At 62.3% G+C, this 13,395-nt stretch carries 15 protein-coding genes; 7 read left to right on the top strand and 8 right to left on the bottom strand.

Annotated features, from left to right (window positions below; translation table 11 throughout):
* Nucleotide 1: 1 nt before the first annotated feature.
* Nucleotides 2–544 carry a TetR/AcrR family transcriptional regulator gene (locus tag GJW30_RS16105; RefSeq protein ID WP_157746767.1) on the bottom strand — a complete coding sequence of 181 codons (543 nt, stop codon included), beginning with the start codon at nucleotides 542–544 and terminating at the stop codon, nucleotides 2–4.
* Nucleotides 545–628: 84 nt separating this feature from the next.
* Here GJW30_RS16105 and GJW30_RS16110 point away from each other — a divergent pair, with 84 nt between their 5' ends.
* Nucleotides 629–985, top strand: a complete 357-nt coding sequence (locus tag GJW30_RS16110; RefSeq protein ID WP_096357118.1) for a hypothetical protein — start codon at nucleotides 629–631, stop codon at nucleotides 983–985.
* Here GJW30_RS16110 and GJW30_RS16115 read toward each other — a convergent pair.
* Genes GJW30_RS16115 through otnK form a run of 3 tightly spaced genes read right to left on the bottom strand, consistent with a single transcriptional unit; the run spans nucleotide 982 to nucleotide 3,650 of the window.
* A complete protein-coding gene (locus GJW30_RS16115) occupies nucleotides 982–1,749 on the bottom strand; it encodes a hydroxypyruvate isomerase family protein (RefSeq protein ID WP_096357120.1) in 768 nt (255 codons plus the stop codon). The genes GJW30_RS16110 and GJW30_RS16115 overlap by 4 nt on opposite strands.
* Nucleotides 1,750–1,764: 15 nt before the next feature.
* Nucleotides 1,765–2,400, bottom strand: a complete 636-nt coding sequence (otnC, locus tag GJW30_RS16120) for a 3-oxo-tetronate 4-phosphate decarboxylase (RefSeq protein WP_096357122.1) — start codon at nucleotides 2,398–2,400, stop codon at nucleotides 1,765–1,767.
* Nucleotides 2,397–3,650 (bottom strand): 3-oxo-tetronate kinase, encoded by a 1,254-nt coding sequence (gene otnK, locus GJW30_RS16125; protein WP_096357124.1) that lies wholly within the window; start codon nucleotides 3,648–3,650, stop codon nucleotides 2,397–2,399. Before otnK ends, otnC begins: the two co-directional genes overlap by 4 nt.
* Nucleotides 3,651–3,837: 187 nt before the next feature.
* On the opposite strand from otnK, the gene GJW30_RS16130 reads away from it, so the two are divergent.
* Nucleotides 3,838–4,050, top strand: a complete 213-nt coding sequence (locus GJW30_RS16130) for a hypothetical protein (protein ID WP_096357126.1) — start codon at nucleotides 3,838–3,840, stop codon at nucleotides 4,048–4,050.
* Nucleotides 4,051–4,119: 69 nt separating this feature from the next.
* Here the strand turns inward: GJW30_RS16130 and GJW30_RS16135 are convergent, their stop codons facing one another.
* The 4 genes from GJW30_RS16135 to GJW30_RS16150 all read right to left on the bottom strand — a co-directional run bounded on the left by GJW30_RS16135 (nucleotide 4,120) and on the right by GJW30_RS16150 (nucleotide 7,805).
* Nucleotides 4,120–4,470 (bottom strand): hypothetical protein, encoded by a 351-nt coding sequence (locus GJW30_RS16135; RefSeq protein ID WP_130364535.1) that lies wholly within the window; start codon nucleotides 4,468–4,470, stop codon nucleotides 4,120–4,122.
* A gap of 62 nt (nucleotides 4,471–4,532) precedes the next feature.
* Nucleotides 4,533–5,717 carry a benzoate/H(+) symporter BenE family transporter gene (locus GJW30_RS16140; protein WP_245408535.1) on the bottom strand — a complete coding sequence of 395 codons (1,185 nt, stop codon included), beginning with the start codon at nucleotides 5,715–5,717 and terminating at the stop codon, nucleotides 4,533–4,535.
* 62 nt (nucleotides 5,718–5,779) lie between these two features.
* On the bottom strand, nucleotides 5,780–6,589 hold the full coding sequence (locus GJW30_RS16145; protein WP_096357130.1) for an SDR family NAD(P)-dependent oxidoreductase: 810 nt from the start codon (nucleotides 6,587–6,589) through the stop codon (nucleotides 5,780–5,782).
* Nucleotides 6,590–6,644: 55 nt separating this feature from the next.
* Nucleotides 6,645–7,805 (bottom strand): sensor histidine kinase, encoded by a 1,161-nt coding sequence (locus GJW30_RS16150; protein WP_197703738.1) that lies wholly within the window; start codon nucleotides 7,803–7,805, stop codon nucleotides 6,645–6,647.
* A gap of 272 nt (nucleotides 7,806–8,077) precedes the next feature.
* On the opposite strand from GJW30_RS16150, the gene uvrA reads away from it, so the two are divergent.
* From uvrA to GJW30_RS16175, 5 genes are all read left to right on the top strand, one after another.
* Nucleotides 8,078–11,095, top strand: a complete 3,018-nt coding sequence (uvrA, locus tag GJW30_RS16155; protein WP_096357132.1) for an excinuclease ABC subunit UvrA — start codon at nucleotides 8,078–8,080, stop codon at nucleotides 11,093–11,095.
* 67 nt (nucleotides 11,096–11,162) lie between these two features.
* A complete protein-coding gene (locus tag GJW30_RS16160) occupies nucleotides 11,163–11,717 on the top strand; it encodes a ParA family protein (protein WP_157746768.1) in 555 nt (184 codons plus the stop codon).
* Nucleotides 11,718–11,837: 120 nt separating this feature from the next.
* Nucleotides 11,838–12,107, top strand: coding sequence for a hypothetical protein (locus tag GJW30_RS16165; protein WP_130364537.1), 270 nt, complete (start codon nucleotides 11,838–11,840; stop codon nucleotides 12,105–12,107).
* Nucleotides 12,104–12,553 carry a hypothetical protein gene (locus GJW30_RS16170; RefSeq protein WP_096357138.1) on the top strand — a complete coding sequence of 150 codons (450 nt, stop codon included), beginning with the start codon at nucleotides 12,104–12,106 and terminating at the stop codon, nucleotides 12,551–12,553. Before GJW30_RS16165 ends, GJW30_RS16170 begins: the two co-directional genes overlap by 4 nt.
* Before the next feature lie 118 nt (nucleotides 12,554–12,671).
* Complete coding sequence (locus GJW30_RS16175; protein WP_096357140.1) at nucleotides 12,672–13,262, top strand: hypothetical protein; 591 nt, start codon at nucleotides 12,672–12,674, stop codon at nucleotides 13,260–13,262.
* Nucleotides 13,263–13,395 lie beyond the last annotated feature (133 nt).

The raw sequence follows: 13,395 nt of genomic DNA on the forward strand, positions 1-13,395 counted from the left end.
TTCAAGAACGCGGACGCGCCAGCGCGAGCAGTTCTTCGACGACGGTGTCGACCTCGCGAGCCGGAAGCTTTCGGCTCGTCAGCGTACCGCCGAGATACGTCCAGTAGAAAATCGCGGCGAGCGCTTTTGCGCGTGCAGGATCGACGCCCTGCTCTTCCAGCAATTTGACGATCGTACCGCGGCGGCGGCGATCGACCGCCGCAACGGCTTTCGCTGCCGCCTCGTCATGCGCCGCCCATGCGCGCATCGCCGGCTCAGCCGCGGCGTCCGAATGCAGCGCGCCGCGCAGCAGCCATTCGAGCCGCGCGCGGCCGGCCGGTTGCTTCTGCAATTCGGTGATGACAACTTCGGTGGCTCGATCACGCCAATGCTTAATCACGGCATGATGAAACGCCGCGATGTCGCTGAAATGCCAATAAAAACTTCCGCGCGACACGTTGAGCCGCTTGGCCAGAACGTCTGCCTTCAACGCCCCGTAACCTTCGGTGCGTAATGCCGAATAGCCGGCCTTGATCCAATCCGCCGCGCCAAGTTTTTCGTTCATCCTAATATCGACCATACACTACTGTATTGACTCAGCTGACCGGCCAAGACATCATCGCCATACATTACTGTATGGAGCTAGAAGATGCAAAGCGTGATGATCCAATGCGCCGGCGGCTTGGCAATGCTCGTTGCCGTCATCCACGGCATCGTCAGCGAAACGCGTGTCTTCGCAAGCGCAACGGTCGAACCCGCGCGCTGGCGCCGCCTGGTCCATCTCGTCTGGCACGCCTCGACGGTGGATTGGCTGGCCTACGGCGCGCTTTTGGTCGCAACACCCATGCTGCTGCCGGCGAGCGCGCGCCCTGCCCTCGTCATCGTCGGCGTCATCATTTACGGCTATGCCGCCGCCGCGAATGCGATCGCCACCAACGGTAAGCATTTCGGCTGGATGCTGCTCGCCGTCGTCGTCGCCCTGCTGCTCGGCAGTCTCTTCGTTTAACCCGCAGCCTTCATCCAGCCGAGCCCCGCGTCGGTCGTGCCGCGCGGCTTGTATTCGGCCCCGACCCAACCGTCGTACTTCAGCGCATCCAGTTCGGCATAGATCACCTGATAGTTGATCTCGCCCTCGTCCGGCTCGGCGCGCGACGGCACGGCCGCAATCTGCACATGCCCGATCAGCGGCATGAACTTGCGCAGCTTGGTCAGCACGTCCCCCTCGCTGACACCGACATGATAGACGTCGAACATGATTTTCACGTTCGGCTTGCCGGTCATCTCGATGATCTCAGCCTTACGCGCGATCGTGTGATAGAAATAGCCCGGTGCATCCCGCGGGTTAAGCCCTTCAAGCAGCAGCGTCAGCTCCGGCGCTTTCTCGGACGCCTCGCGCAAGTTCTTCACGAACGTCTCGGCGCCTTTCGCGGCCTCAGCCGGCGGCAGGTTGCCGGCCATGCAGTGGATCGCGGTCGCGCCTGCTTCGCGCGCCCACGCGACGGATTGATCGACGAACGCCTGAAACTCCTTCTCGCGCCCCGCAACCGCGCCGAGCCCGCGCTCGCCTTTCGCGGCATCGCCCGGCGAAGTATTGATGCCGAGCAACTTCACGCCCGCTTTCGCGCACGCCGCCTTCACCTCGGCGGCCGGCGTGTCGTAAGGCCAATGCAACTCGACAGCCTTGAACCCGGCCGCGCCCGCCGCCGCGATGCGTTCGAGCAGCGGACGATCCGGCCAGAGAAATCCGAGATTGGCTGAGAATTTCGGCATCGGCGTTGGTCCCGATTATTTGAGTTTGAAACTGGCGTTGAGATCGGCAATCGCCTCGGCCGGCAGGTGCCGCACGTTGAGCCCGCGCGCGAGGATCACGAGCTTCGCGGTTTCCTCGAGTTCTTCCGCCGCGAATACTGCGGCCTCGAGCGACGGCCCCGCGACGACCGGCCCGTGATTACCGAGCAGGATCGCCGCATGCTCCGGCGCCTTGTCGCGAATGTAAGGTGCGACCTCCGGCGATCCCGGTTTCGTATACGGCACGATCGGCACGCGTCCGACGCGCATCACGACATACGGCGTGATCGGCGGGATCGCGTCGTTAGGGTCGGCATCGGCGAGACACGACAGCAGCGTCGCGTAGGTCGAATGCAGATGCACGACGGCCTTCGCCTGCGGCCTCGCCTCGTAAAACGCAAAGTGCAGCGGCAATTCTTTCGTCGGCGCAGCGCCCGAAACGTGCTTGCCATCGGGCGCAAGTTTGGAAATGCGTGAAGCTTCAAGAAACCCGAGACACGAATTCGTCGGCGTTACCAGAAAGCCGTCGTCGAGCTTCACCGAGATGTTGCCGGACGATCCCGCCGTGAGCCCGCGCTCGAACAGCGAGCGCCCCCACTTCACCAGCGCATCGCGTACCGCCTGCTCGCTCATGCTTTGCCCAACACGCCGAGCGCGTCGTCATAAAAATCGGTACCGCCGAAATTGCCGGATTTCAGCGCAAGGCGCAGCCCGCGCTCTCCGGTTTCCGCCAGCGCCGGCACCCCCGGCGCGATCTCGGGTCCGATCGCGAATGCATCGATCTCCAGCGCGGTGACGACAGCACCCGACGTTTCGCCGCCGCCCACGACGATCCGGCGAGCCCCCGCATGCGCTAACCGCACCGCAAGCTCGCCGAAGAAATCCTCGATCGCTTCCGCGATCTTCTCGCGCCCGTAGCGTTTCTGTGCGTCGCCGACTTCCGCCGGATCGGCGGTGGTGTAGATCATCGGCTGATGCGCGAGGCGCTGCATTGCTTCCGTGAACGCACGATCGACCGACATCGCGCCGCTCATCAACTCATCCGGCGCAACGTGAATGCCCGGATGTTTCGCCGTGTAGGCGACGACCTGCGCACGCGATTGGTTGGAACAGCTCCCCGACAACACAACGCCCGGCCCGCTCGTCGCCGAAAACGCCGATCCTTGTGCGCCGAGCTTTCCGGCCTTGCGAAAATTCTCCGGCAACCCGAGAGCAATGCCAGAACCACCCGTCACCAGCTTGTGGCCCGTGATCGCGCTGCCTATCGCCAGCAGATCCTCATCTGCCACCGCATCTACCACAGCGAGCCGTGTACCCTCGCCCGCGAGTTTATCGAGCGTGGTTTTGATCGCTGCACTGCCCTGTCGCACCGTCGAATACGGTACAAGTCCGACCTCGCCCTTCGTCTGATAACGTAGCCACCGCTGAATGTTCGGGTCGGTCATCGGCGTCAGCGGATGTTTCTCCATTCCGGACTCCGAAAGCAATTTTCCGAGCACGAAGAGATGCCCGTCGAACAGCGTGCGTCCGGTCGCCGGAAACACCGGACAGACGACCGCGATCGGCGCTTTCATCTTGTCGAGTAGCGCTTCCGCGACTGGACCGATGTTGCCTTCTTTCGTCGAGTCGAATGTCGAACAGTATTTGAACAGGATCTGCTCGCAGCCTTGCGCGAGCAGCCAATCGAGCGCTTCGATCGATTGCGCGACCGCATCTTTCACGGCGATCGAACGCGTTTTGAGCGCAACGACTCCGGCATCGCACGCGATCCCCTTCTCGCGCGGCACGCCGACGAACTGCACGGTTTTCATCCCGCCCTTCGCGAGTGTGTTCGCAAGATCGCTCGCGCCCGTGAAATCATCCGCGATTGCGCCCAGCAGCATTTCCGGCCCTTCGTTCGTTGCACCGCAACGTGTGCGGCGTGTTGATGAATTCTTGGCACAGTCCAGGTGCCATGTGCAACGCAGCGACTGCAAATCATTACATTTTGGCAATTCATTCTGCGTTCACGGCGCGTCTTCTAGAGTCGCCGACAGCTCAAGTTGATGAGCACTTGGTAGGAGATACGAAATGAAGAAGACACTGATCGCTCTTGGTGGCGCCGCTCTGCTCAGCTTGCCGATGCTCGCCGCTCCGGCGTCCGCGCATGCCGTGCACGGGATCACGGTTACGAAGCGCGTCGATGTCGACACGTCGGCGCGCCGGCGTCACTGCCACGTTCGTAAGGTGGTGAAGTTCCGTCATGGTCGCAAGATCGTGAACACGACTCGCGTCTGCCACTAAACGTCTGCCACTGAGTGGACTCACTCTCCAGGTGAGAAGCGCGGCGATCGAAAGGTCGCCGCGTTTTCATTAGCGCTTCGCGACGACGAGCCCCTTCGCGTCGGTCCCTTCGGGTCCATAGAGCCTTGTCATCGAGCCGCAGATATCGTCCTCGCTGCGTCCCTGGATGCGCTTGCGATGGAAGATCGCGCGCTCCTCGACGTATTTCATCACGGCGGGGTCAGAGATCGGCATGTTGAAGCGAATGCCGATCAGATTGACCATGCGCTCGTTGATCACGTAACGCGTACACACCTGCACGCCGGCGAAAGCCTGCGCGATTTTCTCCATCGCGTTACGCTGCGGTTCGGAGAAATTCTGCGCGAATGCGACGCTCGCCGTCGCCAGCAAGACCGTAAACGTGGTGAGCAGTTTGCGCATGATGCGTCCTTGTTGATGCCTCACCAGGGGATACGGGAAACGCAGCGCGATCCGGACACGGCTCATCGCCAGCGCAGTACGACCGCGAACGCGACCCCTATCACCAAACCCCAAAACGCCGAGCCGACCCCAAAAATCGAAAGCCCGGACGCCGTCGTCAACAGCGTTGCCATCGCGGGCAAGCGCATCGTCTCGTCGCCGAGCGCTGCGTTGAGCGCGCCGCCGAACGATCCAAGCAGCGCCAGTCCCGCAACAGCGAGGATCAGCACGGGCGGCGATCCGAGCATTACCGAAACCGTGATCGCCGAGAACAAGCCGAGCGTCATGTAACCGACGCCCGCCATGATGCCGGCGATGTAACGCCTTGCCGGATCGGGATGCGCATCCGGCCCCGCGCACATCGCGGCCGTGATCGCCGCGAAGTTGATCGTCGGTGCCCCGCCGAGCGCTGTGCCGGCGGAGGCAAGACCGGTCGCCATCAAAATCTTCCCGGCATTCGGCTGATAGCCGAAGGTGTGCAGCACAGTGATGCCCGGAATATTCTGCGACGCCATCGTCACGAGGTACAGCGGCAGCGCAATTGAGATCAGCGCGTCGAGCGCGAAGACCGGCGCGACGAACTCAACATGCGGCAACACCTGTGCGGGCATCGCGGCACCACCGGACGTTAACGCCGTCGCCACCAACGCGACGACCACCGCCACCGGCACCGCGTAAAGCTTCGCGACGCGGGTCATCACCAGAAACACGACCAGCACCGCGAGCGCGGTCAGCGGCACCTGCCCGAGCGCGACGAAAGGCGCGAGGCAGAACTTGAACAACACGCCCGCCAGCATCGCATTCGCAATAGGCTTCGGGATGCGCGCGACGAGCTCGCCGAGGGGTTTCCACACACCCGTAACCGCTATAGCCAGCGCCGCCACGATGAAGGCGCCGACTGCTGCCGGAAATCCGCCCGCCATCGCGCCTGTCGTGGCGACGAGCGCGAGCCCCGGCGTCGTCCAAGCGATTGAAATGGGCATGCGCGTCGTCCAGCTTGCCCAGACGGCGACGAGCCCCTTCGCCAGCGAAACCAGGATGAGTCCGGAGATCACCTGCTCGCGCGTCGCACCGACCGAGGTCAGCCCCTGCACGACAATCGCGACCGAACTGCCATAGCCGACGATCGCGACGATGAGACCCATCACAGCCGCTTGGGTCGACCAATCGGCCGCGAGGGAGCGCGGTTCTGCAACAGGCTGGTGCAAGTTCGGACTCGGCAATCGTTTCAGACCTCTCAGTATCGCGATCACCGGCGTAAGGACAGTGCCTACCCCACATTCACCAGCGCGCCGCCGTCGACCGGCAACGAAACGCCCGTGATGAAATTCGCCTCGTCCGAGGCAAGAAACAGCGCCGCATTGGCGACATCCCACGCCGTTCCCATCTTGCGGCGCAGCGGCACTTTCGCGTCGCGCGCGGCGGCGATCTCGTCACGGGTTTTACCGGCGTGACGCGCACGGGTGTCCACCGCCATCGGCGTATCCATCAAGCCCGGCAGGATCACATTGGCGCGCACGCCATGCTCGGCGTTATGGATGGCGAGCTGCTGAATGTACGCGACCATCGCGGCCTTCGTCGCCTTGTAGGTGACGTAAGGATAAACCTCCCACGCCGCGACCGAAGATATACCGAGGATGACGCCGCTCTGTTGCTTCCGCATCACCGGGAGCGCATGCTTTGCGGCGAGCACCATGCCGCGCAGGTTGATCGCGACGACACGATCGAACGCTTCCACGGTGATCTCGGTCGGCGAGGCATCGCCGCCGCCGAGGCTGACGCCAACGTTGTAGTGCAGCACGTCGATGCGGCCATATGTGTCCGCCGCATGCTTTACCATCGCTTGCATGGAGGCTTCCGTCATCACGTCGGCTTCGAGTGCGGCCGCTTTGCCGGCGCCCTTTGCTTCCTTTGCGACCCACGCGACCGTCTCCTCGGCCGACTTGAGGTCGCGGTCGGCGCACAGCACCGTCGCACCCTCTTGCGCAAAACGGATCGCCGTCGCGCGCCCGTTGCCCATGCCGGTGCCCGGCCCCTGGCCCGCACCGATGATGACCGCGATCTTATCTTTCAGGCGCATGGATCCTCCGTGGCCGCTTCATCGCGGCGCTTCGTTTTCATTTTCGGAAAGTGTCTTACCGCTGCAGCGAGGCGAGCGGAACCGCGATTGCTATGCGCGCACCAGCGGGCTGCCAATCGAAGTCGATTGCGCCGCCGTTATTACGTACGGTTCGCTCCACCAGCGTCGAACCGAAACCCTTGCGCGTCGGCTTGATGCTGATCGCGGGTCCGCCGCTTTCTTGCCAGCTAAGCTGGATCACGCCGTCGACGACATTCCACTCGACGGAAACTTCGCCGCGCTCCGCGCCGAGAGCGCCGTATTTCGCCGAGTTCGTTGCCAGCTCGTGAAACACGAGCGCAATGGCGTTGGTCGAGTTGTCGCCAAGCTTGACCTCAGGTCCGGCAACACGGCCGCTGTGGCCATACGGTTTCAGGATCGACACGATCAGTGCGCTCAGCTCCGCGCCGCTGCGCTCGACACCATCCGGATCGAACGAGCGATGCACGAGCGCATTCGCGTCGGCGAGCGCATGCAGGCGTCCGGAGAGATTCTTTGCCATCTCGGCGGGCGTCGTCGCGCCGCGCGCGCTTGCCCGCACCATGCCGTCCGCAATCGCAAAGAGGTTTTTGACGCGATGACCCATCTCCTCCGTCAGAGTTTCCTGCTGCTCGAGCGCACGCGTGAGATTGCGTTCAGTCTGGATCACCTGCAGCGCGATGCCGGAGAAGACGGCGAGCTCGGTCAGAATACGCGCGTCGCCGTCGTTCAACGCTTTGCCGGCGCGCGCGATAACCCACAATGTGCCGAGCTGGATTTTGCCGTTCATCAGGAGCGGCACTAGCAACACCTCCGGCACGACGAGGTCAGCCTCGCGGATCCAGGCGTATTCTCGCTCCGGATGCTGCATCAAAATCGGCCGCGCTTGGTCGAGACAAACACCGCATGGGCTGTCGTAGCGCGGCGTCGTCGCGCCCTCAAACACTTGGAACTTTCCGGCCAGCGCCATCCAGCGGAACGTTTCGGTCGCGGGCTCGAGCAGACTGATGCCGGCGGACTCCGCGTCGCAGATGCGCATCGCGAGTTCGACGAGGCGCGGCAGCACCTCGGACGGATTATCCGCCATCAGGTGCGCAAGCTCCCGCAGCGCGACCTTTTCCTGGACGTAGTCAGGCTTTCCCGGACCGCGATGCTGCAGCCTCTCGGTTATGATCAATTCCGCTGCTTCGGCCGGCACCGCCGCCCCCGTTATTCTCGTTCTGGGTCGCCACCCCGCGCCGAAAGCGCTGCCTAAGTCTATGCGAAGCCGCCCATTCTCGCCATCACGGAGATGCCGGTATCTGGACGACGCCGACGCTCCCAGCGCCAGACTGCTGACAGATTCTGGAGTGTCCACAATTCAATCTGGCCATGCGCCGCGCGGGGCTGGCATACGGCTTGCGTTCTTCCTATGTTCGCTGAAGCTAGCTGGCGCGGCCGAGCGCCCCCAAGATTGCGGACAACAGAAGAATGACCGACCGGTTTGACAAGGCGCAGCCTCGCCGCGCCGACGAACGCGTGATTTCCATTCGCGGCGCGCGCGAACACAACCTCAAGAACGTCGATCTCGAAATCCCGCGCGACAAGCTCGTCGTGTTCACGGGCTTGTCCGGCTCGGGCAAATCCTCGCTCGCCTTCGACACGATCTACGCCGAGGGCCAGCGCCGCTACGTCGAGTCGCTCTCGGCTTATGCCCGCCAGTTCCTCGAAATGATGCAGAAGCCGGACGTCGACCAGATCGACGGCCTCTCGCCGGCCATCTCGATCGAACAGAAGACGACGTCGAAGAATCCGCGCTCGACGGTCGGCACCGTCACGGAAATCTACGATTACATGCGCCTGCTCTGGGCGCGCATCGGGGTGCCCTACTCGCCCGCCACGGGCCTGCCGATCGAGAGCCAGACCATCTCGCAGATGGTCGACCGCATTCTCGCGCTGCCGGAAGGCACCCGCCTCTATCTGCTTGCGCCGGTCGTGCGCGGCCGCAAGGGCGAATACCGCAAGGAGCTCGCCGAGTTCCTCAAGAAGGGCTACCAGCGCGTCAAGATCGACGGCAAATTCCACGAGATCGCCGAGACCCCGGCGCTCGACAAGAAATTCAAGCACGATATCGATGTCGTGGTGGACCGCGTCGTCGTCCGTGCCGACATCGCGACGCGCCTCTCCGACTCGCTCGAACAGTGCCTCAAGCTCGCCGAAGGCTTGGCGATCGCCGAATTCGCCGACCAAGCCCAGTCCGACGCTTACAAAGTCGCGCAAGGTGGCAGCGAAGCGCCGGCCGCGAAGTCCGACGCGCCGCAAGGATCGAAGACCAAAGGCGCGAAGATCCACGACCAATCCGGCCCCGAGCGCATCATGTTCTCGGAGAAGTTCGCCTGCCCGGTGTCCGGTTTCACGATCCCGGAGATCGAGCCGCGCCTCTTCTCGTTCAACAACCCGTTCGGCGCCTGCCCGGATTGCGGCGGCCTCGGCGTCGAGCAGATGATCGACCCGGATCTCGTCGTCCCGGACAAGGAGCTGAGCCTCAAGAAAGGCGCGCTCGCGCCGTGGGCGAAATCCTCCTCGCCGTATTACACGCAGACGCTCGAAGCGCTCTCGCGCTCCTACCGCTTCAGCCTCACGGCGAAGTGGAAGGATCTCTCCAAGGACGCGCGCGACGCGATCCTCTACGGCTCCGGCGAGCGCGACATCAAGTTCGTCTACGACGACGGCATGCGCGCCTACGAGACGAAGAAGCCGTTCGAAGGCATCATCAACAACCTGCAGCGCCGCTTCCTCGAAACCGACAGCGAATGGGCGCGCGAGGAACTCGGCAAGTATTTCTCGGACATCCCGTGCAAGGCGTGCAAAGGCTATCGCCTCAAGCCGGAAGCCCTCTGCGTCAAGATCGACGGGCTGCACATCGGCCAGGCCTCAGAAATGTCGGTCGCTAAGGCCGGTGAATGGTTCACCTCGCTGCCCGCGCGCCTCAACGACAAGCAGAACGAGATCGCGGTCCGCGTCCTGAAAGAAATCCGCGATCGCCTGCGCTTCCTCGTCGACGTCGGCCTCACGTATCTCACGCTCGCGCGCGCCTCCGGCACGCTGTCGGGCGGCGAGAGCCAGCGTATCCGCCTCGCCTCGCAGATCGGCTCCGGCCTCACCGGCGTGCTCTACGTGCTCGACGAACCGTCCATCGGCCTGCACCAGCGCGACAACGCGCGCCTGCTCGAAACGCTCAAGCGCCTGCGCGACCTCGGCAACACCGTCATCGTCGTCGAGCATGACGAGGACGCGATCCTCCAGGCCGACTACGTGTTCGACATCGGCCCCGCCGCCGGCATCCACGGCGGCCAGATCATCGCGCACGGCACGCCGAAAGAGGTGATGGCCAACAAGGCATCCCTCACCGGCAAATATCTCACGGGCGAACTCGGCATCAACGTGCCGGAGCGGCGCGAGCCGCAACGCGGGCGTTGGCTCAAAGTTGTCGGCGCGCGCGGCAACAACCTGAAAAACGTCACGGCGGAAATCCCGCTCGGCGTCTTCACGGCAATCACCGGCGTCTCCGGCGGCGGAAAATCGACGCTGCTGGTCGACACGCTCTACCGCGCCGTCGCGCGCAAGCTCAACAATGCGAGCGAAGCACCCGCCCCGCACGATCGCCTTGAAGGCCTCGAACACATCGACAAGATCATCGACATCGACCAGTCGCCGATCGGCCGCACGCCGCGCTCGAACCCGGCGACCTATACGGGCGCGTTTACGCCGATCCGCGAATGGTTCGCCGGCCTTCCCGAAGCGAAGGCGCGCGGCTACGAGCCGGGCCGCTTCTCGTTCAACGTCAAGGGCGGCCGCTGCGAAGCCTGCCAGGGCGACGGCGTCATCAAGATCGAGATGCACTTCCTGCCGGACGTCTACGTCACCTGCGACGTCTGCAAGGGCAAGCGCTACAACCGCGAGACGCTCGACGTCACCTTCAAGAACAAGTCGATCGCCGATGTGCTCGACATGACGGTCGAGGAAGCCTGCGATTTCTTCAAGGCGGTGCCGCGCGTGCGCAACATTCTGGAGACGCTGCGCCAGGTCGGTCTCGGCTACATCCATGTCGGCCAGCAGGCGAATACGCTGTCCGGCGGCGAGGCGCAGCGCGTCAAGCTCGCTAAGGAACTCTGCAAACGCGCGACCGGCCGCACGCTCTACATTCTCGACGAGCCGACCACCGGCCTCCACTTCCACGACGTCGCCAAGCTGCTCGAGGTGCTGCACGAGCTCGCCGACCAGGGCAACTCGGTCGTCGTCATCGAGCACAACCTTGAGGTCATCAAGACGGCCGACTGGGTGATCGACCTCGGCCCCGAGGGCGGCGACGGCGGCGGCGAGATCGTCGCCTCAGGCCCGCCGGAAGTGATCGTGAAGGAGAAGCGGAGTTACACCGGCCAGTTCCTGGCCGAGGTGCTGGCCCGCCGCCCGACCCGCGCGAAGAAACGGAGCGAGGCGGCGGAGTGAGATAGATTTTTCTTTAAGAGAGAACTTCGGCCTCGTATCATCCTCCCAACAATCAGCGGAGGAAAGCGTGAAGAAAGCTTCTGTCATCAATTTTAAAGGCGGCGTCGGGAAAACAACGTTATCCTTGCATCTTGCCTGCTTCCTCGCGAAAGACCACCGCGTTTTGGTGGTCGACGTGGACCACCAGTCGAGCTTATCTGTAGTGGTTCTGAGGGCATTGTGGGACAAACGTGTTCGTTCAAATTCGACTGTGAATCGCATTTTCGAATCGTTCTGCAATCGTAAGGTTGCTTTCCCAGGCGACGAAATTATCGTCAAGAATGCATTTCATGAACGAGACAAAAGATTCGATATCTATCCAAACCTAGACTTCGTATCTGCGCAGTTTGAGCTCGACGACACTGAGATTGACTTAGCTTCGACCAATTACGGGAATGCTGCGCTGTCAGACTGGGAAAAGCGCACTTTGCTAGCGGCTTGGCTTGACTCAATAAAGGCTTCGGAAAAATACGACTACGTGATTTTTGATTGTCCCCCGGCAACAAAGATAGTGAGTCAGAATGCCCTCGCAGCGAGTAACTGCTACATAGTCCCAGTCATCCCAGACGAACTTTCGAGTTGAGGCGTCACACACTTTCAAGGATTGGTCGAACTGAAGATCGACGCGAAACTCGAGTATCTGAGGACCAGTGCCCGCGTTACCGACGATCAAACGCCTGACAATTACGTGTCGGAAACCTCTATGGCAGCCATTGTTCCGTTTCTAGTCAAGCAGGCTGGTCGTGCAGCCTCGGGCTACACCAACATTCACACCGAACAACTCACGGCGCTCAGACGCAAATGGAAAAACAGTCTTCTCACAACCGTTGGCGAAAACTATATCGGCGTACCCGAAGCTGTTAATGCGGGTTGGCCGATTTGGAACTACGGTGGGCAGAACGCTCGCCTTGGCGTCAAAACCATGATGAGCAAGATTTGTAAAGAGTTGAAGGATCGGATCGACGCATCATGACTACCAAGAACGAAGGGGCGGAAACTGCCTATCAGAAAGCGCTACGCATCTTGGACGCGTATAGAAGATCTCTAGTTCATGCTGACGCGTCGGACGACATCCTCCGCGCGTATTCTGCGATCTTACGGCACCTCCGGTCCGAAAAGGTAGAACAAGCCATCGAACGCGATGCCGCGCCCAAAAATGCGAGTGCAACTAGCGTTGTGATCCCTCCGCACGAAACTGTAGCGAAACTCACACTCGAAGAAGTAGAGCGATTAGCCAACGATGAAAATTCGCCGCGTAAGCTGCTTGAGGCCCTCGCAGTTGCCAGGTTCGGTGTACCCAAAGGTTCTCTTCGGAGCTTCTCGAATATCGCTTCACTGAAAGAGCGGATTTTTACACATATTCAGAATGAACGGACCCATCAAACAATCAGCTCGGTTGCTCGTGAGCAGAAGCGATAGTTAGTCAGCTTCTTTGAACACAATTAAATACTGCGCGGTATGCATATTGCCCTCAGAGTTTAACCCCTCCCTCACCCACCTCCCCTAAACTCCCGCCGATCGCTTTGAGCCTTGGGCCATGCAAGAGATCAAAATCAGCGACATCACGACGGGCGTGCGCATCAGCCGCTGCGCGCCGCCGTCGCTGTTTCGCGTCGTGATCTTCACGGCGTCGCTCGGCTTCGTCGTCTGGTGCCTCTGGCAGGTCGACTTCTCCCAAGGCTCGTGGCTGCCGCCGTTCGACCTTCTGCCGGGCTGGGCGAAGGCCGCGATCCTCGTCCTCTCGTTTGGCGCCGGGCTCGCCATCATCGTCTACCCGATCTATCGCGGCCTCAAGATTCTGATCCACGGCGAGCACTGGGACTTCGACGCGGCGCGCCGCCAGGTGCGGCGCGACGGCAAGCTCATCCTCTTCACCACCGACATCGCGTGCCTGCGCGTCACCGGCGATTTCCGCGGCGATGGCGACAGCGTCGAGCTTCACATCGTCAAGCGCGACGGCCGCAAGATCGAAGTGGCCGAGGCGACGATGGACAACGTCGAGTTCTATCGCTTCCGCGCCGCCGCGCGCCGCATCTCCGATCGCCTGAAGGTGCCGGTCGAGATCGTCGGCCTCCCCTCCCGCGCCTGGGGCTGGGACTACCCGGTCTGGTGGTCGACCCGGGTGTGAGGCCCGTAGCCCGGATGAGCGGCGCGCAACGCGCGCGCGACATCCGGGGCCGGAGCGAACCGCGAACTCAGCTCCCGGATATCGCTCGGCTACGCCTCGCTCATCCGGGCTACGATCTCAGACAAGCCAAGCA

The sequence above is a fragment of the Variibacter gotjawalensis genome (assembly GCF_002355335.1).
GTDB classification, from domain to species: Bacteria; Pseudomonadota; Alphaproteobacteria; order Rhizobiales; family Xanthobacteraceae; genus Variibacter; species Variibacter gotjawalensis.

Excerpts from the sequence above, each read along its gene's own strand:
- GJW30_RS16105 (WP_157746767.1), bottom strand. The coding sequence starts at position 544 with ATGAACGAAAAACTTGGCGCGGCGGATTGGATCAAGGCCGGCTATTCG.
- GJW30_RS16110 (WP_096357118.1), top strand. The coding sequence starts at position 629 with ATGCAAAGCGTGATGATCCAATGCGCCGGCGGCTTGGCAATGCTCGTT.
- GJW30_RS16115 (WP_096357120.1), bottom strand. The coding sequence starts at position 1,749 with ATGCCGAAATTCTCAGCCAATCTCGGATTTCTCTGGCCGGATCGTCCG.
- otnC (WP_096357122.1), bottom strand. The coding sequence starts at position 2,400 with ATGAGCGAGCAGGCGGTACGCGATGCGCTGGTGAAGTGGGGGCGCTCG.
- otnK (WP_096357124.1), bottom strand. The coding sequence starts at position 3,650 with ATGCTGCTGGGCGCAATCGCGGATGATTTCACGGGCGCGAGCGATCTT.
- GJW30_RS16130 (WP_096357126.1), top strand. The coding sequence starts at position 3,838 with ATGAAGAAGACACTGATCGCTCTTGGTGGCGCCGCTCTGCTCAGCTTG.
- GJW30_RS16135 (WP_130364535.1), bottom strand. The coding sequence starts at position 4,470 with ATGCGCAAACTGCTCACCACGTTTACGGTCTTGCTGGCGACGGCGAGC.
- GJW30_RS16145 (WP_096357130.1), bottom strand. The coding sequence starts at position 6,589 with ATGCGCCTGAAAGATAAGATCGCGGTCATCATCGGTGCGGGCCAGGGG.
- uvrA (WP_096357132.1), top strand. The coding sequence starts at position 8,078 with ATGACCGACCGGTTTGACAAGGCGCAGCCTCGCCGCGCCGACGAACGC.
- GJW30_RS16165 (WP_130364537.1), top strand. The coding sequence starts at position 11,838 with ATGGCAGCCATTGTTCCGTTTCTAGTCAAGCAGGCTGGTCGTGCAGCC.
- GJW30_RS16170 (WP_096357138.1), top strand. The coding sequence starts at position 12,104 with ATGACTACCAAGAACGAAGGGGCGGAAACTGCCTATCAGAAAGCGCTA.
- GJW30_RS16175 (WP_096357140.1), top strand. The coding sequence starts at position 12,672 with ATGCAAGAGATCAAAATCAGCGACATCACGACGGGCGTGCGCATCAGC.